This window comes from Rhizobium ruizarguesonis (genome assembly GCF_012349115.1).
GTDB classification, from domain to species: Bacteria; Pseudomonadota; Alphaproteobacteria; order Rhizobiales; family Rhizobiaceae; genus Rhizobium; species Rhizobium ruizarguesonis.
The window spans coordinates 118,775-137,100 of sequence record NZ_PQIG01000013.1; the positions used below are offsets into that span (position 1 = coordinate 118,775).

Annotated in this window: 20 protein-coding genes; 13 read left to right on the top strand and 7 right to left on the bottom strand. The window is 61.3% G+C overall.

All coding sequences use genetic code 11. The features are described 5' to 3' along the window. Positions 1 to 37 precede the first annotated feature (37 nt). The 7 genes from C3Y91_RS03015 to deoA all read left to right on the top strand — a co-directional run bounded on the left by C3Y91_RS03015 (position 38) and on the right by deoA (position 7,030). Complete coding sequence (locus C3Y91_RS03015; RefSeq protein ID WP_130656745.1) at positions 38 to 1,549, top strand: ABC transporter ATP-binding protein; 1,512 nt, start codon at positions 38 to 40, stop codon at positions 1,547 to 1,549. A 7-nt stretch (positions 1,550 to 1,556) separates the two neighbouring features. Further along, positions 1,557 to 2,660: an ABC transporter permease gene (locus tag C3Y91_RS03020; RefSeq protein ID WP_130656746.1), complete on the top strand. Its 1,104-nt coding sequence runs from the start codon at positions 1,557 to 1,559 to the stop codon at positions 2,658 to 2,660. Positions 2,661 to 2,670: 10 nt separating this feature from the next. Beyond that, positions 2,671 to 3,642 (top strand): ABC transporter permease, encoded by a 972-nt coding sequence (locus C3Y91_RS03025; protein WP_018070329.1) that lies wholly within the window; start codon positions 2,671 to 2,673, stop codon positions 3,640 to 3,642. Position 3,643: 1 nt separating this feature from the next. Further along, positions 3,644 to 4,033 (top strand): cytidine deaminase, encoded by a 390-nt coding sequence (locus C3Y91_RS03030; protein WP_130656747.1) that lies wholly within the window; start codon positions 3,644 to 3,646, stop codon positions 4,031 to 4,033. Further along, complete coding sequence (locus tag C3Y91_RS03035) at positions 4,030 to 4,830, top strand: purine-nucleoside phosphorylase (protein WP_024323208.1); 801 nt, start codon at positions 4,030 to 4,032, stop codon at positions 4,828 to 4,830. The genes C3Y91_RS03030 and C3Y91_RS03035 overlap by 4 nt, the downstream gene beginning before the upstream one ends. A gap of 114 nt (positions 4,831 to 4,944) precedes the next feature. After that, positions 4,945 to 5,721 (top strand): deoxyribose-phosphate aldolase, encoded by a 777-nt coding sequence (gene deoC, locus C3Y91_RS03040; protein WP_024323209.1) that lies wholly within the window; start codon positions 4,945 to 4,947, stop codon positions 5,719 to 5,721. A gap of 1 nt (position 5,722) precedes the next feature. After that, entirely contained in the window at positions 5,723 to 7,030 is a 1,308-nt protein-coding gene (gene deoA / locus C3Y91_RS03045) for a thymidine phosphorylase (protein WP_130688592.1), read from the top strand. 6 nt (positions 7,031 to 7,036) lie between these two features. On the opposite strand, the gene C3Y91_RS03050 is transcribed toward deoA, so the two are convergent. From C3Y91_RS03050 to C3Y91_RS03080, 7 genes are all read right to left on the bottom strand, one after another. Then, positions 7,037 to 7,606: a TIGR02281 family clan AA aspartic protease gene (locus C3Y91_RS03050; RefSeq protein ID WP_130688593.1), complete on the bottom strand. Its 570-nt coding sequence runs from the start codon at positions 7,604 to 7,606 to the stop codon at positions 7,037 to 7,039. A gap of 125 nt (positions 7,607 to 7,731) precedes the next feature. After that, positions 7,732 to 8,361: a uracil phosphoribosyltransferase gene (gene upp, locus C3Y91_RS03055; protein ID WP_012759721.1), complete on the bottom strand. Its 630-nt coding sequence runs from the start codon at positions 8,359 to 8,361 to the stop codon at positions 7,732 to 7,734. Between the two features lie 106 nt (positions 8,362 to 8,467). Next, positions 8,468 to 9,436: an adenosine deaminase gene (locus C3Y91_RS03060; protein WP_130688594.1), complete on the bottom strand. Its 969-nt coding sequence runs from the start codon at positions 9,434 to 9,436 to the stop codon at positions 8,468 to 8,470. Continuing rightward, positions 9,433 to 10,653: a phosphopentomutase gene (locus C3Y91_RS03065; RefSeq protein ID WP_024323515.1), complete on the bottom strand. Its 1,221-nt coding sequence runs from the start codon at positions 10,651 to 10,653 to the stop codon at positions 9,433 to 9,435. The genes C3Y91_RS03060 and C3Y91_RS03065 overlap by 4 nt, the downstream gene beginning before the upstream one ends. A 205-nt stretch (positions 10,654 to 10,858) precedes the next feature. Continuing rightward, complete coding sequence (locus tag C3Y91_RS03070; RefSeq protein ID WP_130765422.1) at positions 10,859 to 11,440, bottom strand: TadE/TadG family type IV pilus assembly protein; 582 nt, start codon at positions 11,438 to 11,440, stop codon at positions 10,859 to 10,861. Next, positions 11,440 to 12,075, bottom strand: coding sequence for a TadE/TadG family type IV pilus assembly protein (locus tag C3Y91_RS03075; protein WP_018070321.1), 636 nt, complete (start codon positions 12,073 to 12,075; stop codon positions 11,440 to 11,442). The genes C3Y91_RS03070 and C3Y91_RS03075 overlap by 1 nt, the downstream gene beginning before the upstream one ends. A gap of 114 nt (positions 12,076 to 12,189) precedes the next feature. After that, entirely contained in the window at positions 12,190 to 12,600 is a 411-nt protein-coding gene (locus C3Y91_RS03080) for a pilus assembly protein N-terminal domain-containing protein (protein ID WP_024323514.1), read from the bottom strand. 380 nt (positions 12,601 to 12,980) lie between these two features. Between C3Y91_RS03080 and C3Y91_RS03085 the strand changes: the two genes are divergently transcribed. From C3Y91_RS03085 to C3Y91_RS03110, 6 genes are all read left to right on the top strand, one after another. Continuing rightward, complete coding sequence (locus C3Y91_RS03085; RefSeq protein WP_018070319.1) at positions 12,981 to 13,169, top strand: Flp family type IVb pilin; 189 nt, start codon at positions 12,981 to 12,983, stop codon at positions 13,167 to 13,169. A gap of 113 nt (positions 13,170 to 13,282) precedes the next feature. After that, a complete protein-coding gene (locus tag C3Y91_RS03090; protein ID WP_018070318.1) occupies positions 13,283 to 13,795 on the top strand; it encodes an A24 family peptidase in 513 nt (170 codons plus the stop codon). Positions 13,796 to 13,905: 110 nt separating this feature from the next. After that, complete coding sequence (gene cpaB, locus C3Y91_RS03095; protein WP_018070317.1) at positions 13,906 to 14,721, top strand: Flp pilus assembly protein CpaB; 816 nt, start codon at positions 13,906 to 13,908, stop codon at positions 14,719 to 14,721. A gap of 12 nt (positions 14,722 to 14,733) precedes the next feature. Next, positions 14,734 to 16,233: a type II and III secretion system protein family protein gene (locus C3Y91_RS03100; protein WP_029768293.1), complete on the top strand. Its 1,500-nt coding sequence runs from the start codon at positions 14,734 to 14,736 to the stop codon at positions 16,231 to 16,233. Next, positions 16,230 to 16,988 carry a CpaD family pilus assembly protein gene (locus C3Y91_RS03105; RefSeq protein ID WP_024323512.1) on the top strand — a complete coding sequence of 253 codons (759 nt, stop codon included), beginning with the start codon at positions 16,230 to 16,232 and terminating at the stop codon, positions 16,986 to 16,988. The genes C3Y91_RS03100 and C3Y91_RS03105 overlap by 4 nt, the downstream gene beginning before the upstream one ends. 14 nt (positions 16,989 to 17,002) lie before the next feature. Next, on the top strand, positions 17,003 to 18,280 hold the full coding sequence (locus C3Y91_RS03110; RefSeq protein WP_018070314.1) for a CpaE/TadZ family protein: 1,278 nt from the start codon (positions 17,003 to 17,005) through the stop codon (positions 18,278 to 18,280). The last annotated feature ends 46 nt before the right edge of the window (positions 18,281 to 18,326 follow it).

Below are 18,326 nucleotides of genomic sequence, written 5' to 3' on the forward strand. Positions count from 1 at the left end.
TTTTCGCCATACGCCCTTTTCTTATTTGGAGCCTGCAGTGACAGATAAGCCCGCTATTGAGCTTGTCGGCATCGACAAGAAATTCGGTGCCGTCCACGCCAACAAGGACATCAACCTTACCGTTGCCAGGGGGACGATCCACGGCATCATCGGTGAAAACGGCGCCGGCAAATCGACCCTGATGTCGATCATCTATGGTTTCTACCATGCCGACAGCGGCGAGATCCGCGTCAACGGCAATCCCGTCACCATCCGTGACAGCCAGGCGGCGATCGCCACCGGCATCGGCATGGTGCACCAGCATTTCATGCTGGTCGATAATTTCACGGTGCTCGAAAACATCATGCTTGGCGCCGAAGGCGGCATGCTGCTGGCGAGGGGCGTCGCCTCGGCCCGTGCCGAGCTCAAGCGGCTGGAAACGGAATATGGCCTGGAGGTCGATCCCGACGCGCTGATCGAGGAATTGCCGGTCGGCCTGCAGCAGCGTGTGGAGATCTTGAAAGCCATGTATCGCGGCGCCGAGATCCTGATCCTCGACGAGCCCACAGGCGTTTTGACGCCGGCGGAAGCCGATCATCTCTTCCGTATCCTCAAGGTACTGCGCGACCAGGGCAAGACGATCATCCTCATCACCCACAAGCTGCGCGAGATCATGGCGATCACCGATACCGTCTCGGTTATGCGCCGCGGAGAAATGGTCGCGACCCGCAAGACGTCGGAGACGACGGTGGAGGAACTCGCCGAACTGATGGTCGGCCGCCGCGTGCTGCTGCGCGTGCAGAAGGGCGAGGCGAACCCTGGGGCCGCCGTGCTGTCCGTCCGCAACCTCACGGTCAAGGACAATCGCGGCGTCACCATGGTCGACAATGTCTCTTTCGACGTGCGCGCCGGTGAGATCGTCGGCATCGCCGGTGTCGCCGGCAATGGCCAGTCCGAATTGCTGGAGGCGATTGCCGGCATCCGCAAGCCGACCTCCGGCGAAATCCTACTCGACGGCCAGACGATCGACAAAGCCGATCCCGCCCGCCTGCGTGATCTCGGCCTCGCTCATATTCCAGAGGACCGCCACCATATGGGCCTGGTGCTGAAATTCGAGGAATATGAAAATTCCGTGCTCGGTTACCATCGCCGCCCGGCCTACAGCAAAGGCCCGCTGCTCGATCTCGAAGCGATCCGCAAGGATGCGATGGAGAAGATCGAGAAATACGACATCCGCCCGCCGAACCCGCGGCTGAAGACGGCGAATTTCTCCGGCGGCAACCAGCAGAAGATCGTCGTCGCCCGCGAGATCGAACGCGATCCGAAGATGCTGATCATCGGCCAGCCGACACGCGGCGTCGATATCGGCGCCATCGAATTCATCCACCGCCGGATCATCGAAATGCGCGACGCGGGCAAGGCGATCCTGCTCGTCTCCGTCGAACTCGATGAAATCCGCTCCCTTTCAGACCGTATCCTTGTCATGTTTGCCGGCCATGTCGTCGGCGAGAAGACGCCCGATGCCGGTGAACAGACCCTCGGCCTGATGATGGCCGGCATTGCCGCATGAGGCCTTTATGAGCACTGCTTCCGTTCCGCTACCAAACTGGATCAATTACGGCCTCATCCCGATTTTGAACCTCGTCGTCGCCTTCCTGATCTCCGGCTTCGTCGTCTGGGTAATCGGTGAAAGCCCGCTCGATGCGCTGTCGCTGCTGATCCAGGGTGCGCTCGGCAATGGCGAAGGCATCGGCTTCACGCTGTATTACGCGACGAGCTTCATCTTCACCGGCCTCTCCGTCGCGGTGGCGATCCATGCCGGCCTGTTTAACATCGGCTCGGAAGGCCAGGCCTATGTCGGCGGCCTCGGCTGCGCACTGGTGGCGCTGGCGCTCGACCGCTACGTGCCGTGGTATGTGACGATGCCGATCGCGGTCGTTGGCGCCGGCCTGTTCGGTGCAGCCTGGGCCTTCATCCCGGCCTTCCTGCAGGCAAAACGCGGCAGCCACATCGTCATCACGACAATCATGTTTAACTATATCGGCGCAGCGCTCATGGTGTATCTCCTGGTGCATGTGCTGATCGTGCCGGGAAAAATGGCGCCGGAAACCCGCACCTTCCTTGAAGGCGGCCAATTGCCGAAGCTCGGCTGGGTCATGCAGCTGTTCGGCGCCAAGCTGGGGGCTGCCCCGTTCAACGTCTCCTTCATCATTGCGCTCGTCGTCAGCTACCTCGTCTGGTTGCTCATCTGGCGCACCAAGCTCGGTTTCGAGATGCGCACGCTAGGCGTCAGCCCGACGGCGGCGGCCTATGCCGGCATCCCCTATGCCCGCACCGTGATCATCGCCATGCTGCTCTCCGGCGCGCTCGCCGGCATGATGGCGCTGAACCCCGTCATGGGCTCGTCGGCCCGCCTGCAGGTGGAGTTCGTCGGGGGTGCCGGCTTCGTCGGCATCGCCGTCTCGCTGATGGGCCGCAACCATCCGCTCGGCATCATCGTGGCGGCGATCCTCTTCGGCATCCTCTACCAGGGCGGCGACTGGATTTCCTTCGAAATGCCAAACATCACCCGCGAGATGATCCTCGTCATCCAGGGTCTGGTGATCCTCTTTGCCGGCGCGCTGGAATATATGTTCCGGCCGGCGATGGTGCGCCTCTACCAACAGTTCAAGCGCGGTTAAGGAGCGGGCGATGGATTATTATGACATCTTCATCAGCGTTCTGAGCTCGACCATCCGCCTGTCGATCCCGCTGATCTTCACCGCCCTTGCCGGTCTGTTTTCGGAACGCGCCGGCATCTTCGATATCGGCCTCGAAGGCAAGATGCTGGGCTCGGCCTTCGCCGCCGCCTGCGTTGCCTATCTCACCGATTCGGCCTGGCTCGGCCTCGGTGCCGGCATCCTCTGTTCGGTGGCGCTGAGCCTGGTGCATGGCTTTGCCTCGATCACCAATCGCGGCAACCAGATTGTGTCAGGCGTCGCGATCAACTTCTTCATCGCCGGCATCACCATCGTGCTCGGTCAGGCCTGGTTCGGCCAGGGCGGACGCACGCCGCAGCTGTCGCCGGAGTCGCGCTTCGCGCCGATCATCCTGCCAGGCGCCGATGCCGCCCGCGAGATACCGATCATCGGCCCGATCTATGCCAATGTCATATCGGGCAACAATGTCCTCACCTATCTCGCCTTTCTCGCCGTGCCGTTTTCCTGGTGGGTGCTTTACCGCACACGCTTCGGCCTGCGGCTGCGCGCCGTCGGCGAAAACCCGGGCGCGGTCGATACAGCCGGTATCTCGGTCGCCTGGCTGCGTTACCGCGCCGTCATGTGTGCCGGCATTCTCTGCGGCTTTGCCGGCACCTATCTGGCAATCGCCCAGTCAGCCGCCTTCATCAAGGACATGTCGGCCGGCAAGGGCTATATCGCGCTTGCCGCTCTGGTCTTTGCCAAGTGGAAGCCGGTGCCCGTCATGTTTGCCTGCCTGCTCTTCGGCTTCCTCGATGCGCTGGCAAATTTCATGCAGGGAAAGCAGGTGCCGCTGATCGGCGAAGTGCCGGTTCAGGTCTTCCAGGCGCTGCCCTATGTTCTGACCTGTGTCCTGCTTGCCGGCTTCATCGGCGTTGCGACCCCGCCAAAAGCTGGTGGCGTGCCCTATACGAAGGAGCGTTGATATGTCTCACGATCTGTTCGAAGCCGCCCGCGGCGCCATGGCCTTTGCCCATGCGCCCTATTCGAAATTCCCGGTCGGTGCGGCGATCCGCGCCGAGGACGGTAAGGTTTATACCGGCGCCAACGTCGAAAATCTCTCCTTTCCGCAAGGGTGGTGCGCCGAGCCGACGGCGATCGGCGCCATGATCATGGGCGGCGCAAAGAAGATCGTCGAAATGGCCGTCATTGCCGAGAAGCTGCCGCTCTGCCCACCCTGCGGCGGCTGCCGCCAGAAGATCTCCGAATTCGCCTCCAAGGAGACGAAGATCTACCTCTGCGATGAGGCGGGCGTGAAGAAGACCATGACGATGGAAGAGCTTCTTCCCTTCAGCTTCGAGACCGAACTCGGATGAAGGCGACAGTCAGCCTGCTCGCCGCACTGCTCGGGGGCATCAAGCCGCGCCACGGCATCGTGCTCGGCTCCGGTCTCGGCTCCCTCGTCGGTGAGCTGGACGGCGCCGTTCGTGTTCCCTATCGCGACCTGCCGGGCTTTCCCGTCAGCGCCGTCTCCGGACATGCCGGCGAAGTGGTCGCCGGCCGCCTCGGCGGCGTGCCCGTTATCATGCTCTCCGGCCGCGTGCATTATTACGAGAAGGGCGATGCCAACGCCATGCGCCTGCCGATCGAGGTGCTGAAGGCGCTCGGCGTCGAAGCGCTGATCCTGACCAATTCGGCCGGATCGTTGCGTGACGACATGCCGCCCGGTTCGGTGATGCAGATCATCGATCACATCAACTATTCCGGCATGAACCCGCTGATCGGCGAGGAAAGCGATCACCGTTTCGTCGGCATGACCAATGCCTATGATTCAGGCCTTGCCGCGGCGATGCAAAGGGCAGCGGCAAAACTTGAAATCGAGCTGGCACAGGGTGTCTATATGTGGTTCTCCGGTCCCAGCTTCGAAACGCCGGCCGAAATCCGCATGGCGCGCATCCTCGGCGCCGATGCCGTCGGCATGTCGACGGTGCCCGAGGTCATCATCGCAAGAATGCTCGGCCTGAGGGTTGCAGCCGCCTCCGTTATCACCAACTATGGGGCAGGCATGACCGGCAATGAGCTCAGCCATGAAGAAACCAAGGACATGGCGCCCATTGGCGGCGCCCGTCTCGCCGCCATATTGAAAGACATGATTGCGGCTGGAACAGGATGATTTTTGGGCCGGGTCGGCCTAAAATCTGAATCCTGTTCTACATTATATAGTGAGAGCATGACGTCGTCCGAAAACCGCTCACATTTTCGGCATCATGCTCTAGAGGAAGCAAAGATGAATGGCCATTCCAACCGGGAAACGGCGGCTGTCGCCCTTTCTCTTCTCGATCTCACCAATTTGAAGGATGATTGCACCGAGGCGCAGATCGACACGCTCTGCGCCCGGGCGCAGACGCCCTACGGCAACAGTGCTGCGATCTGCATCTGGCCGCGGTTCGTCGCCCAGGCTCGCAATATCCTTGGCACCGGGCATGCCGTGCGTATCGCGACCGTCGTCAACCTTCCCTCCGGCGATATGGAAGTGGCCGATGTCGCTGCCGAAGCACGCGAGGCGATTGCCGATGGCGCCGATGAGATCGATCTGGTCATCCCTTACCGCAAGCTGCTCGCCGGCAATGAGAAGGCGGTGACCGACATGGTCAAGGCCGTGCGCGCAGAATGCGCCGGCCCCGTCCTGCTGAAGGTCATCATCGAGACTGGCGAGCTGAAGGATGCGGCATTGATCCGCCATGCCTCCGAACTCGCCATCGATGCCGGCGCCGATTTCATCAAGACCTCCACCGGCAAGGTCGCCGTCAATGCGACGCTCGAAGCCGCCGACATCATGATCCGCGCTATCCGCGAAAGCGGCCGCAAGGTTGGCTTCAAGCCGTCAGGCGGTATCGGCTCGGTGGCCGATGCCGCACTCTATCTGAGCCTTGCCGAAACCATCATGACACCGGACTGGCCGATGCCATCGACGTTCCGCTTCGGCGCTTCCGACCTGCTCGACGATATCCTGGCGGTTCTGAGCGGAACACAGTCGGCATCGGCTGCGGCGTCGGGCTACTGAAATGATTCCGCAGGAGATCATCCGTCGCAAGCGCGATGGCGACGAACTCGACGCCGCCGATATCAGCTCCTTCATCGCGGCACTCGCTGCCGGCCAATTGTCGGAAGGCCAGATCGGCGCGTTCGCCATGGCTGTTTGGTTCAAGGGCATGTCGCGGGCCGAAATCGTGGCCTTGACGCTGGCGATGGCCGATTCCGGCAACAGGCTGCAATGGACCGATATCGACCGCCCGATCGCCGACAAACATTCGACCGGCGGCGTCGGCGACAATGTTTCGCTGATGCTGGCGCCGATCGCTGCTGCCTGCGGCCTGGCCGTTCCGATGATCTCCGGACGCGGTCTTGGCCACACCGGCGGCACGCTGGATAAGCTCGAATCCATTCCCGGCTATCTAATCACCCCGGATGCGAACTTGTTCCACAAGGTCGTGAAGGAAGCGGGATGCGCCATCATCGGCCAGACCGGGACCTTGGCGCCTGCCGACGGTAGGCTCTACGCCGTGCGCGACGTGACCGCCACCGTCGATTCCATTCCCCTCATCACCGCCTCTATCCTCTCGAAGAAACTTGCGGCGGGGCTCGAGACGCTGGTGCTCGACGTCAAGGTCGGCAACGGCGCCTTCATGGCTGACCGCGGTCAGGCGGAGATCCTGGCGCAGTCGCTGGTCGAGGTGGCCAATGGCGCAGGCGTGAAGGCGTCGGCCCTCATCACCGACATGAACCAGCCGCTCGCCGACAGTGCCGGCAATGCCGTCGAGATGCGCAACTGCCTGGACTTCCTGGCGGGCAGAAAAAAGGACACGCGGCTTGAGACCGTCGTTCTCGCCTTCGCCGCCGAAATGCTGGTGAAATCCGGCATTGCCGCTTCGTCCGATGAAGCCGAGACGATGGCGCGTCGAGCCCTGTCATCGGGAAAGGCGGCAGAGGTCTTCGCGCGCATGGTATCGATGCTCGGCGGTCCGGCCGATCTCATCGAAAACCCCGACCGATATCTGGCCAGGGCCCCTGTGGAAAAATCTGTCCCGGCCGCCCGGTCCGGCTGGCTTGCCGCCTGCGATGCGCGCGGTATCGGCGTCAGTGTCATCGACCTCGGCGGCGGAAGACGCCATCCGGCGGACCGGATCGACCACCGCGTCGGCTTTTCCGAACTCCTGCCGCTCGGCACCCGTGTGACCGCGGGCGAACCGATCGCTCTCGTTCACGCCGCTGACGAGGCCGCGGCGGAGAGGGGGGCTACAGCACTTGCCATGCACTACCGCATCACCGAGGACAGGCCGGAGCTGACACCGGTGATTGCGGGGCTGGTCTGATGCGGTTTACTGCTTGAGGCTGAGCGAACCGTCGGCGACGGAGTAGGAGGCGAGCTTCCGCAGGAAGCTCATGCCGACCAGCGTCATCGTCAGCGCACCGTCCCTCAGGACGAAGGCTTCGACATCGCGCACGCGAATACCGCCGATTTCGACCCGGTCGAGTGTCACATGCGCGGCCTTCGTCTGACCGTTCGCAGTGTTCACGCCATAACGGAAATCGAGCTGGTTGGCCGTGAAGCCCAGTCGGCGGGCGAGCGTCTCATTGAGCGCCACATAGGTGGCGCCGGTATCGATGAGGCCCTGCACCGGCTTGCCGTTGATCTTGAAGCTGCCGGTATAGTGGCCCTGCGCATCGGCCTGCAGGCGGATCGCATTGCTGCCGGATACGGGCGCGGGTACTGCGGGCTCATCGCTTTCGGTCGATACGTAATTGGCGGAGAGAGCGTCAGCAGGTTGCTGGCTGGTGCTTCCGAAGAAGGAAGGCACCTGTGTGGCGAGCACCGCGGCGATGCTGGCGAATAGGACGGTACGCACGAGCATGAAACAGAAATCCTTCCTGTATAAACCCCGCTTCATGCGGGGCCTCATGCTTCATGCTTCCTAAACCTCAAGTGCTGATAAGTTGCTAAGATCGACAACAAAAGGCCCGGATTGAACCACCGGGCCTTAAAGTCTTTCGATTTGGTAAAGGAAGGCTGAAATTACTTGGTGCCGTACATGCGATCGCCGGCATCGCCGAGGCCAGGCACGATGTAGCCCTTCTCGTTGAGATGACTGTCGATCGATGCGGTGAAAACCGGAACATCGGGATGCGCGGCGCGGAAGTTGCGGATGCCTTCCGGGGCGGCAAGCAGGCAGAGGAAGCGGATATTGTGGGCGCCGCGTTCCTTGAGTTTGTCGATCGCCGCGATCGAGGAATTGCCGGTCGCAAGCATCGGGTCGACGACGATGATCAGGCGCTCGGCCACGTCCTCCGGCGCCTTGAAATAATATTCGACCGGCTGCAGCGTCTCGTGGTCGCGGTAGACGCCGATATGCGAGACGCGGGCGGACGGCACGAGATCGAGCATGCCTTCGAGCAGGCCGTTGCCGGCACGCAGGATCGAGGCGAAGACCAGCTTCTTGCCCTCGAGGATCGGCGACTCCATCGTCTGCAGCGGCGTCTCGATCGTTTCCATCGTCAATTCGAGATCGCGGGTCACCTCGTAGCAGAGCAGGGTCGAGATTTCGCGCAGCAAGCGCCGGAAACTTCCCGTCGATGTCTCCTTGCGCCGCATGATGGTGAGCTTGTGCTGCACAAGCGGATGATCGATGACCGTGACGCCGTCCATGGGGAAGCCTTTCATTCTTTCTATCGGATGTTTCTTTCACGGAAATCGGCCCGACCGCAAGAGTGGCGGTCAACTTGCGTCGATCTTCCCCAGTCTCTCGCGTCTTTTAAAGCCGGGCGAGCAAAGTCTTTCGTGTCTCATCGTCGACGAAGGCCGCCTCGATCGCAGTGCGCGTTATGGCATCGATCTCCGCGTCACCGAAGCCGAAAGCCCCGGCGGCAAGCTCATATTCTCGCTTGAGCGAGGTATGGAAGAAGGGAGGATCGTCTGAGCTGATCGTCACCCGCACGCCTGCTTCCTTCAGATGGCGCAACGGATGGGAGGCGAAATCTGGAAAGACCCCGAGCGCGATATTGGAGCCCGGGCAGATCTCGAGCACGGTGCCGAGATCGGCAAGCCGCTTCACCAGATCGAGATCCTCGATGGCGCGCACGCCATGGCCGATGCGCGAGGGGCGCACCGCATCGAGCGCGTCAGCGACGCTGAAGGCGCCGCAGACCTCGCCGGCATGGATAGTGAGCCCAAGGCCGGCATCGCGGGCGATATCAAAGGCGCGGGCATAATCCGCGACGCGGCCCATGCGTTCCTCGCCGGCAAGGTTGAAGCCGGTAATCAGAGGATTGCCGGCCTTTGCCGCATATTCGGCAGCACCGATCACACTCTCCGGACCGAAATGCCGCTCGCCGGTGACGATCAGCCGGGCCTCGATGCCGCTCTTTTCCCTGGCCCGCCGGATGCCTTCGCAGACACCTGATATATAGGCATCGGCGCCCAGCCCGATGCGCTTGCCGTGATCGGGCGAAACGATGAGCTCGCTGTAGATCGTATTGATGCGGGCCAGTTCGTCGAGATAGGTTTCGGTCAGAAGCGCATAGTCCTCCTCGGTTTTGTAGACCTCGGAAACCTTGTCGTAACATTCGAGGAAGCTTGCGAAATCATGCCAGACATAGGCTCCGTCGCGAAGCTGCGCGCTGATGTCGACGCCGTATTTCCACGCCTGCGCCGCGGTCAGAGCTGGAGGGGCCGCACCCTCCAGATGGCAGTGCAGCTCGACCTTCTTGAGATGCGATGTCACAGAAAACTCCTTCCATGCGGTCCGGCCGGGATGCCGAGATGTCGGGCGATGCTCTCGCCGATATCGGCGTAGCTGCGGCGCACGCCGATCGAACGCGACCGGATACCGGGGCCATAGGCGATAACAGGCACGCGCTCGCGCGTATGATCCGTGCCGCGCCAGGTCGGATCGCAGCCATGATCGGCGGTGAGCACGACGAGATCGCCGGGCTTCAGTTTCTTGTGGACTTCGGGCAAGCGCGCATCGAAGGCTTCGAGTGCCGCGGCATAACCCGGCACATCGCGGCGATGGCCGTAGATCATGTCGAAATCGACGAAGTTGGTGAAGACGAGATCGCCATCCTCAGCCTCGTCGATCGCCGAGAGCGACGCATCCATCAGCGCCTCGTTGCCGTTCGCCTTGATGACCCTGGAAACACCTTGATGCGCGAAGATGTCGCCGATCTTTCCCACAGCATGCACGTGCCGTCCGTGCTCGATAAGCCGGTCGAGCAGCGTCGGTTCCGGCGGCAGCACGGAAAAGTCGCGCCGGTTTCCGGTGCGCTGGAAGGAAGAGGTAGACTGGCCGATAAAGGGCCGGGCGATGACGCGGCCGATATTGTAGGGATCGAGCAGTCCCCGGGCCAAACGGCAGAAGGCGAGCAGACGATCGAGGCCGAAATGCACCTCGTGCGCCGCGACCTGGAAGACCGAATCCGAGGAGGTATAGCAGATCGGCTTGCCGGTGCGGATATGGTCCTCGCCGAGCCGGGCGATGATCTCCGTTCCCGAGGCATGGCAGTTGCCGAGAATGCCGGGCACATCAGCCTCCCTGCATAGCGCCTCGATGAATTCCTGGGGAAAGGCGTCGCCCTCCGTCGGGAAATAACCCCAATCGAAACTGACAGGTGTTCCCGCGATCTCCCAATGGCCCGACGGCGTATCCTTGCCGCGGGAGATTTCGGTGGCCGCGCCATAAATACCGTAGACCTTTTCCGGGACGGGCATGCCCGCCGGAAACCGGCCGGAGGCGGACCGTGCGATGTGCATTAGCCCGAGTTCCGACATGTTGGGCAGGGAAAGCGGCCCTTCGCGCAATCCGGCGCGGTCCCCGGCTCCGGCTGCGCAGAACTCGGCGATATGGCCGAGCGTATCAGCGCCTTCGTCGCCATAGGCAGCCGCATCTGGTGCTCCGCCAACGCCGAAAGAATCCAGAACGAAAAGAAAGGCACGCGCCATTTTACACCCGAGAGAGAGCCGATCGCCGGCCTCTGGAATGTCGGAGGCGGCTGAGATCCAGCCATATAATGCCGCGGCCGGCTTGGCAAATTACAGCGCCGAGCGTCCTTTTCAAAGGACGCTGTAACACTTTGAATTGCTGCATAACTCCCTAGATCGATTTCGATCTAGGGAGTTATGCAGCAGACAAGAGCGGAAGGGGCCGTCAGCAGTCGCCGCAGGGAATCGAGTCGCCTTGGCGCTGGCGGTAGAAATAACTGCGGTTGATGGTGATCGTGCGCATGCCGTCCGGCATGAAGTTCGGGGCAAACAGGAACATCGTATAGGGGATGCTGAGCTCGGTGCGGACCAGGAAGCTGTTCGCCGTCTTCATGTCCGATGGCACGTTGCTCACTGTGGTGTTCTTGGCATAGGGCGCCGTCCCGTCCTGCGCCCACGACCAGAGCACCTTCGCATTGGCGCTGGCATCGATGGTAACCCCCGTGATCTTCATCGTCAGCGCCGTCGAATTGTAGGGCACGAAGATCGCCGTTGCGACCGAAGGCATCTGCGCGAGCGCGCTCTTCGTGACGGATTGCTGCTGGGTGATGAGGTCGGCCACCGTCCCTGCGGCGCGTGTCACGCGCTTGCTGACGCTGAGGCCGATGGTAATCTCGAAAGCGCCAATATAGAGCATAATGAGCACGGGAAAGAGGATCGCGAATTCGATCGCTCCGGCGCCCTTGCGATCTCGGATGAGCCGCCGCGCCGTCAGGACCAGTCTTGTGAACGGGTTGCGCAACGCCATTATGGATACTGCTCGTTCTGGAAGGCCGCGGTGGCGACGATCAGATATTGGCTCGGCATCGAGCCGTCGGAGGGACGTATCGTGGTGATATAGGGCCGGACCAGATCCGTGATGATTTCCCAGCGGTAATAGGCGCGGACCATATTGATCGTCCCAGCGCCGCCCGGAGCATATTTGAAGGCCGCCGTGTTGATATCGGCATATTTGTCGGTAGAAAGCTTGGGGATCGTCGTCGGAATGGCCGAAAACGTGCTGAACGTCTGTACATCCAGGTAGAGCTTGCTCGGCGTGGCGACTTCGCTCGCCGAGCAGCGGACCAGGATCGAGATCTCGTCGCAGAAAGCCTGGCGGAATTGCGCCTGGTTCATATCGGTCGTGCGGCCGAGATTATAGGTGATCTGCCCGGTTCGCATCCGGCGGCTCATCGTATCAACGCCGTTGGAGACGAGCTCTTCGGCGGCGAAGGCGACGAAAGTTTCGAGGATTGCGAAAATCACCAGAAAATAGGGAATGGCAAGCAGGGCGAATTCGATCGCCGCTGCGCCGTCGCGCGAGCGGGCGAGAGCGCGAAACCGTAAGAAACGGAATGGCGTAAAGGCGCGCGCCTTATCGGTCTTCTGATCAATTACCGTCATTGCCTGGACCTAAGCGACATTCTCCGTCCGTCACACTAGGATCCGTTCGTTGATTTTCCGTTTCAACCTGACACGATGATTTTAACGAATGGTCGAGGAAGCTCCGAGATATGCTCAGGGTGAGGCGGTCGCGGTGGCCGCTTGCTGCGCATGCTGCTCGCAATTCGGCGTGCAGGACAGCACGGAGCGCTCGGTCTGCCGGTAGACGCGCACCGTATTGCCCTCATCGATCGACACCAGGATGCGCTCGTCGAGGATCGCATTGCCGTCGGCATCGAGAAGCACCAGATTTGTGGTGCCGAAACTGCGTCCTGTCAGCACGATGGTCTTGGCGTCGGCGACGGTCGCATCGGCGACCTTGGCATTGCCGACGATCACCTTGCTGACGGGGCGGTCAAGCTTCAATACGCGCGCGTGATCCATATAGACGCGCAGCATGTCATCGTCTGCGGCCGCGGAAACTCCCGAAATACCGAAAACGGCGATCATGCCGGCAAAGAAAATGGTTTTGCCGCTCGATGACATTTGGTCCTCTTTCACGATCACAGCGCAATATGCACATAGAATGGAAAAAAATGGTGAACGAAGCCTTAAGCTTGCCGCTCTGTTCCAGGATGAAGCGTAATGCTCCGATCTGGCACGGTTTCGGGGCGGCGCACGCCCCGGTTGGAGACGCAATTTGTGCTATTTCCGGATGAATGCAGCAGTTATTCCCGGAATATTGTTAAATATTGAGGTAAGTGCGTAAGAAAATACTGACTCTACAAAGGCCTGTTGTCTCGTTCACATGTCGTTAACTCTTTTCCTTAAGCCGATGGAAACGGCCATTCGCTAGGTTGCAGTCATCCGATCAACGGCAAACAGTTGGCGGACGTGCTGAACATCAACTGGAGTTAGGAGTTATCATGACCAAGCTTTTTAGCCGTTTTCTGAAGGACGAATCCGGCGCGACCGCGATCGAATACGGCCTGATCGCCGCCCTCATTTCCGTAGCGCTCATCACCGGCGCAACGACCCTCGGCGGCAAGATCGGCGATACGTTCAACAACTTGGGCACCAAGATGAATACTGCGGCCACCGCGAGCGGCAGCTAAGCAGCGGCATCTGCATAATGCCGGCCGGATTTGCTCCGGCCGAACTATTCGAGCGGGCTCACAGGCTGAACGGCCGTGAGCCTTTTCGCATCATGTCATGATCGGGTATACGCATGTTCGCAGCTGCAGTTTTCCTAATACTGCCACTCTGCCTGGCCATGGCGGCCTTCTCGGATCTGTTGACCATGACGATCCCGAACCGTATTTCCTTGATCCTTGTTGCCTCTTTCCTTCTCCTCGCGCCATTCTCCGGCCTGGGCCTGGAAATGATCGGCATGCATCTCGCCGCTGCTGCCATCGTCTTTGGCGCCTGCTTTGCCCTTTTTGCCTTTAATGTGATGGGCGGCGGCGACGCCAAGCTGTTGACCGCTACCGCACTCTGGTTCGGTCTGAACCAATCCCTTGCGTTCCTCATGACCGACGTTGCCATGATCGGCGGCCTCATCACCCTGTTGATCCTGCTGGTGAGAGCGCAATCGGACACCATCCTCGCCATCGGTTTGCCGGTGCCGAACTCGATCCTGCTCGCCAAGAAGATCCCCTATGGCATCGCGATCGCGATCGGCGGTTTCATGGCCTTCCCTTCCTCGCCGCTCTTTCTCGTCGCGCTGGAAAGCCTGAAATAACGGTATTTTAAATGCCCGTTAACTTAAAATGTAAGCGTTCCATTAACCATAATTATACCAATTGCTGAGCATTCTACAGGGCGAACATATCGTGCCCTGAGGAATGATCGATGAAACCGGCCCGCCTTATAATCCTAGCTGTCGCCGTGGTGGCAGCCGGCCTCGCCGGCCTCCTGGCAATGCGCATGGCTGGCAGTGGCGGTGTCGTCACCCAGGTTCAGTCGGTCATCGAGAAGGAACCGACCGTCAACGTCCTCGTCTCGAGCGCCAATCTGCCGGTCGGCGCAAGGCTGGACGACAAGTTGGTGCACTGGATGGCCTGGCCGCAGGGCGGCGTCGTCCAGGGCCTCATCACCGAAGCCGACAAGCCGGATGCGATCAAAGATCTGCAGGGCGCCGTCGTGCGCCTGCCGATCTTCGAAGGCGAACCGATCCGGCCGGAAAAGATCGCCGATTCCAGCAGCCGCATCCTCTCCTCGCTGTTGCCGGCCGGCAAGCGCGCCGTCGCGACCGAGATATCGGTGGCAACAGGTGCCGGGGGTTTCATCCTGCCGAACGACCGCGTCGATGTCATCATGGTCCGCAAAGGCACCGAAGCCGACAAGCTCATTACCGAAACCGTGCTGAGCAATGTCCGCGTCCTCGCCATCGACCAGCAGATCCAGGAAAAGGACGACGGCTCGAAATCGGTGGTCGGTACGACCGCGACGCTCGAACTCACCCCTGATCAAACGAAGGTTCTCGCTGTCGCCCAGCAGATGGCGGACCGGCTGTCGCTCGCGCTGCGCTCGGTCGCCGATGCGCAGGAGCAGGATACGAGTGCCGCCGACTATCTCCTGAGCGGTGACAACGGCAGTGCGATCATCCAGGTCATCAAGTCGGGCGCCATCGTCACGGATGCCAGCGCAGCGCCGAAGGCGGAGTAAAAGGACGTGCAAATGGGCAATTCAACGCGGCGCGCCGGACCTCTCCTGACAGGCTGCCTTTCGCTGGCAATCGGCGTCTCCGGTATAGTGCCGACCTCTTTCGCCCCGTTTCTCGGCGCCGGCGAGGCGCACGCCGATTCCGATAGCCTGGTCCGGATCTCTCAGACCGGCCCCAATGCCCATCGCCGGCTGAAGCTCGGGCTCAACAAGGCCGTCGTCGTCGATCTGCCGGACGACGCGCACGATATCCTCGTCTCCGATCCGACCATGGCCGATGCCGTGACCCGTACCTCGCGGCGCATCTACCTGTTCGGCAAGAAGGTCGGCCAGACCAATATCTTCGTCTTCGGTGCCGGTGGACAGGAGATCGTCAATCTCGACATCGAGATCGAACGCGACGTCTCCGGCCTCGAAGTCAATCTCCGCCGCTTCATTCCCGACTCCAACATCAACGTCGAAATCGTCTCCGACAACATCGTGCTGACCGGCACCGTGCGCACGCCGCAAGATGCCACGCAGGCGGCCGATCTGGCGCAGGTCTTCCTGAAGGGCGGCGAGGCGACGACCAGAACCGAGACCGCATCCGGCACCGGCGGCGATAGCTCGGTGGCGCTCTTTGCCGAAAACCGTCAGGCCTCGCAGGTCGTCAATCTTCTGCAGATCGAGGGCGAGGACCAGGTCACTCTCAAGGTGACGATCGCCGAGGTCCGCCGCGAAGTGCTGAAGCAGCTTGGCTTCGACAACCTCGTTTCCAGTTCCTCCGGCATGACGGTCGCCCAGCTCGGCAGTCCCATCGCCGACAGTGCCACATCGACGGTTGGCGGCGGTCTGGCGGCGCTCTTCAAGAGCTCGATCGGCAAATATGACATTTCGACGTATCTCAACGCGCTGGAGCAGGCCAAGGTCGTCAAGACGCTCGCCGAGCCGACGCTGACGGCAATATCGGGTCAGGCCGCGACCTTCAATTCCGGCGGTCAGCAGCTCTATTCGACGACCGACAGCAACGGCAACGTCACCGTCACGCCGTTTAACTATGGTATCAACCTCGCCTTCAAGCCGGTCGTGCTGTCATCGGGCCGCATCAGCCTGCAGATCAAGACCAATGTCTCCGAACCGGTGGCCGGCAGCGGCAACGCCACCTATCAGCGCCGTTCGGCGGAGACCTCGGTGGAGCTGCCCTCGGGCGGTTCGATCGCGCTCGCCGGCCTGATCCGCGACAACGTTTCTCAGACGATGGGCGGCACGCCCGGCGTCTCGAAGATCCCGCTGCTCGGCACGCTCTTCCGCCAGAAGGGTTTCGAGCGTCAGGAAACCGAGCTCGTCATCATCGCAACGCCCTATCTGGTGCGTCCGGTGGCGCGCAATCAGCTCAGCCGGCCGGACGACAATTTTAGCCCTGAGAACGATGGTGCAACCTTCTTCCTCAACCGTGTCAACAAGGTCTATGGCCGCCGCGAGGCGCCCGTCGCCGACGCGCAGTTCCACGGCTCGATCGGGTTCATCTACAAATGAGCGGGACACGATCGGCAGCAATGGCACAGAACAGAGATCAGGCGATGGCCCACATGAATTCGACGACACCCCGCTTCGGAATCTCGAAGGCGTTTTTTGCGACGGCTGCCATTTCGGTGGCCGTCCTTTCCGGATGCGCCGGCCCGCACGACCAACTGACGACCGGCGGCATTCCGGACGATTACCGCGCCCGCCACCCGATCATCGTGACGGAGGCGGAGCAGACGGTTGATATACCCGTCGCCTCCACCGATCGCCGCCTGACCATCGCCCAGCGCGACCTCATCCGCGGCTTTGCCGCAAACTATATCTCGCGCGCCTCCGGGCCGGTTTACGTGCTGTCGCCGCAAGGCTCGCCCAATTCCGCGGCGGCCTACCAGCTGCGCAATCAGGTCCGTGCCGAGCTGACATCGAGGGGGATCGCAAGCTCGAAAATCGTCAACACCTCCTATGCCGCGGCCGGGCCCGGCGATGCGGCGCCGATCCGGCTGAGCTTTACCGGCACCACCGCGGTCACCACGCAATGCGGTCAGTGGCCGAAGGACATTTCGAACGATTTGACCAACCAGAATTACTATAATTTCGGCTGCGCTTCGCAGAACAACCTTGCCGCCCAGATTGCCAATCCGGAGGATTTGGTGGCACCCCGCGGCATGACCCCGATCGACGCGCAGCGGCGCAACAATGCCATCCAGGAATACCGGACGACGACATCGACGATCGAAGATGTTGCCGACAGCAACAGCGGCTTCTGAGGCGGAACGAGACGATGAGCGCGATCGAATACGAAATCAGGAATCCCAGCGAGCTTCGCCACGCCGAGGAGGCGGTGCGCATGGCGGATCTGGAAAACATGCGGCCGCTGCCGCGCATCTCCGTCCACGCCTTCTGCGAGAGCGAGGCCCTGCAGCGTGTCATGGAACGCTGCGCCAATGATCGGCGCGTGGCGAAGGTCAGCATGCGCATCACCAGCGGCGGCACCGCCGCTGCCGCCAATATGTTTTCCGGCGCCCCGACACCGAACCTCATCATTCTCGAGACCAAGGCGAATGCCGCGAACCTGCTCGCTGAACTCGCGCCGCTTGCCGCGGTCTGCGATCCGACGACCAAAGTCGTCATTATCGGTTATTACAACGATATCGGGCTTTATCGCGAACTCATCCGCAACGGCATTTCCGAATATATGGTCCAGCCCGTTGCCATGCCCGATATCCTTGCGGCGATGGCCTCGATCTTCGTCGATCCGGACGCCGAGCCGCTCGGTCGCAGCATCGCCTTCATCGGCTCGAAGGGTGGCACCGGCGCCTCGACCATCGCGCATAATTGCGCTTTCGGCATTTCCAATCTCTTCTCCACCGAGACAATCCTCGCCGATCTCGACCTGCCCTATGGTACGGCGAACATCGATTTCGACCAGGATCCGGCCCAGGGCATCGCCGAAGCGGTCTTCGCGCCCGATCGTCTCGACGAGGTCTTCCTCGACCGCCTGCTGACGAAATGCTCCGAGCATCTGTCGCTGCTTGCGGCACCCTCGCTGCTCGACCGTGCCTATGATTTCGACGGCCAGGCTTTCCAGCCGGTGCTCGATGTTCTGCAGCGCAGCGCGCCCGTCACCGTGCTCGATGTTCCGCATGTATGGTCGGAATGGACGCGCTCGGTGCTATCGAGCGTCGACGAGGTGGTCATCGCAGCGGTTCCCGATCTCGCCAATCTGCGCAACGCCAAGAACATGCTGGACGCGTTGCGCAAGATGCGACCGAACGACAGGCCGCCGCATCTCATCCTCAATCAGGTCGGTATGCCGAAACGTCCGGAGATTTCGCCGTCGGATTTTTGTGAACCGCTGGAAATCGATCCGATCGCGATCATCCCCTTCGACATCAATCTTTTCGGCAACGCCGCCAATAGCGGCCGGATGATCTCGGAAGTCGACCCGAAGTCGCCGACAGCCGAGACCTTTTCGCAGATATCGCACATCGTGACCGGCCGTGTCGCGATCAAGAAGGCAAAGAAGGGCGGCCTGATGGGCCTCCTGAAGCGCAAGTAGACGATGAGCAATTCCAGCAAAAGTGTGCAGCGGTTTTGCGTCCGGA

Coding starts and splice junctions, on each gene's coding strand:
- C3Y91_RS03030 (WP_130656747.1), top strand. CDS start 3,644: ATGTCTCACGATCTGTTCGAAGCCGCCCGCGGCGCCATGGCCTTTGCC.
- C3Y91_RS03070 (WP_130765422.1), bottom strand. CDS start 11,440: ATGGCGTTGCGCAACCCGTTCACAAGACTGGTCCTGACGGCGCGGCGG.
- C3Y91_RS03075 (WP_018070321.1), bottom strand. CDS start 12,075: ATGACGGTAATTGATCAGAAGACCGATAAGGCGCGCGCCTTTACGCCA.
- C3Y91_RS03035 (WP_024323208.1), top strand. CDS start 4,030: ATGAAGGCGACAGTCAGCCTGCTCGCCGCACTGCTCGGGGGCATCAAG.
- upp (WP_012759721.1), bottom strand. CDS start 8,361: ATGGACGGCGTCACGGTCATCGATCATCCGCTTGTGCAGCACAAGCTC.
- C3Y91_RS03050 (WP_130688593.1), bottom strand. CDS start 7,606: ATGAAGCGGGGTTTATACAGGAAGGATTTCTGTTTCATGCTCGTGCGT.
- C3Y91_RS03090 (WP_018070318.1), top strand. CDS start 13,283: ATGTTCGCAGCTGCAGTTTTCCTAATACTGCCACTCTGCCTGGCCATG.
- C3Y91_RS03100 (WP_029768293.1), top strand. CDS start 14,734: ATGGGCAATTCAACGCGGCGCGCCGGACCTCTCCTGACAGGCTGCCTT.
- C3Y91_RS03020 (WP_130656746.1), top strand. CDS start 1,557: ATGAGCACTGCTTCCGTTCCGCTACCAAACTGGATCAATTACGGCCTC.
- C3Y91_RS03085 (WP_018070319.1), top strand. CDS start 12,981: ATGACCAAGCTTTTTAGCCGTTTTCTGAAGGACGAATCCGGCGCGACC.
- C3Y91_RS03025 (WP_018070329.1), top strand. CDS start 2,671: ATGGATTATTATGACATCTTCATCAGCGTTCTGAGCTCGACCATCCGC.
- C3Y91_RS03065 (WP_024323515.1), bottom strand. CDS start 10,653: ATGGCGCGTGCCTTTCTTTTCGTTCTGGATTCTTTCGGCGTTGGCGGA.
- cpaB (WP_018070317.1), top strand. CDS start 13,906: ATGAAACCGGCCCGCCTTATAATCCTAGCTGTCGCCGTGGTGGCAGCC.
- C3Y91_RS03080 (WP_024323514.1), bottom strand. CDS start 12,600: ATGTCATCGAGCGGCAAAACCATTTTCTTTGCCGGCATGATCGCCGTT.
- deoC (WP_024323209.1), top strand. CDS start 4,945: ATGAATGGCCATTCCAACCGGGAAACGGCGGCTGTCGCCCTTTCTCTT.
- C3Y91_RS03110 (WP_018070314.1), top strand. CDS start 17,003: ATGAGCGCGATCGAATACGAAATCAGGAATCCCAGCGAGCTTCGCCAC.
- deoA (WP_130688592.1), top strand. CDS start 5,723: ATGATTCCGCAGGAGATCATCCGTCGCAAGCGCGATGGCGACGAACTC.
- C3Y91_RS03105 (WP_024323512.1), top strand. CDS start 16,230: ATGAGCGGGACACGATCGGCAGCAATGGCACAGAACAGAGATCAGGCG.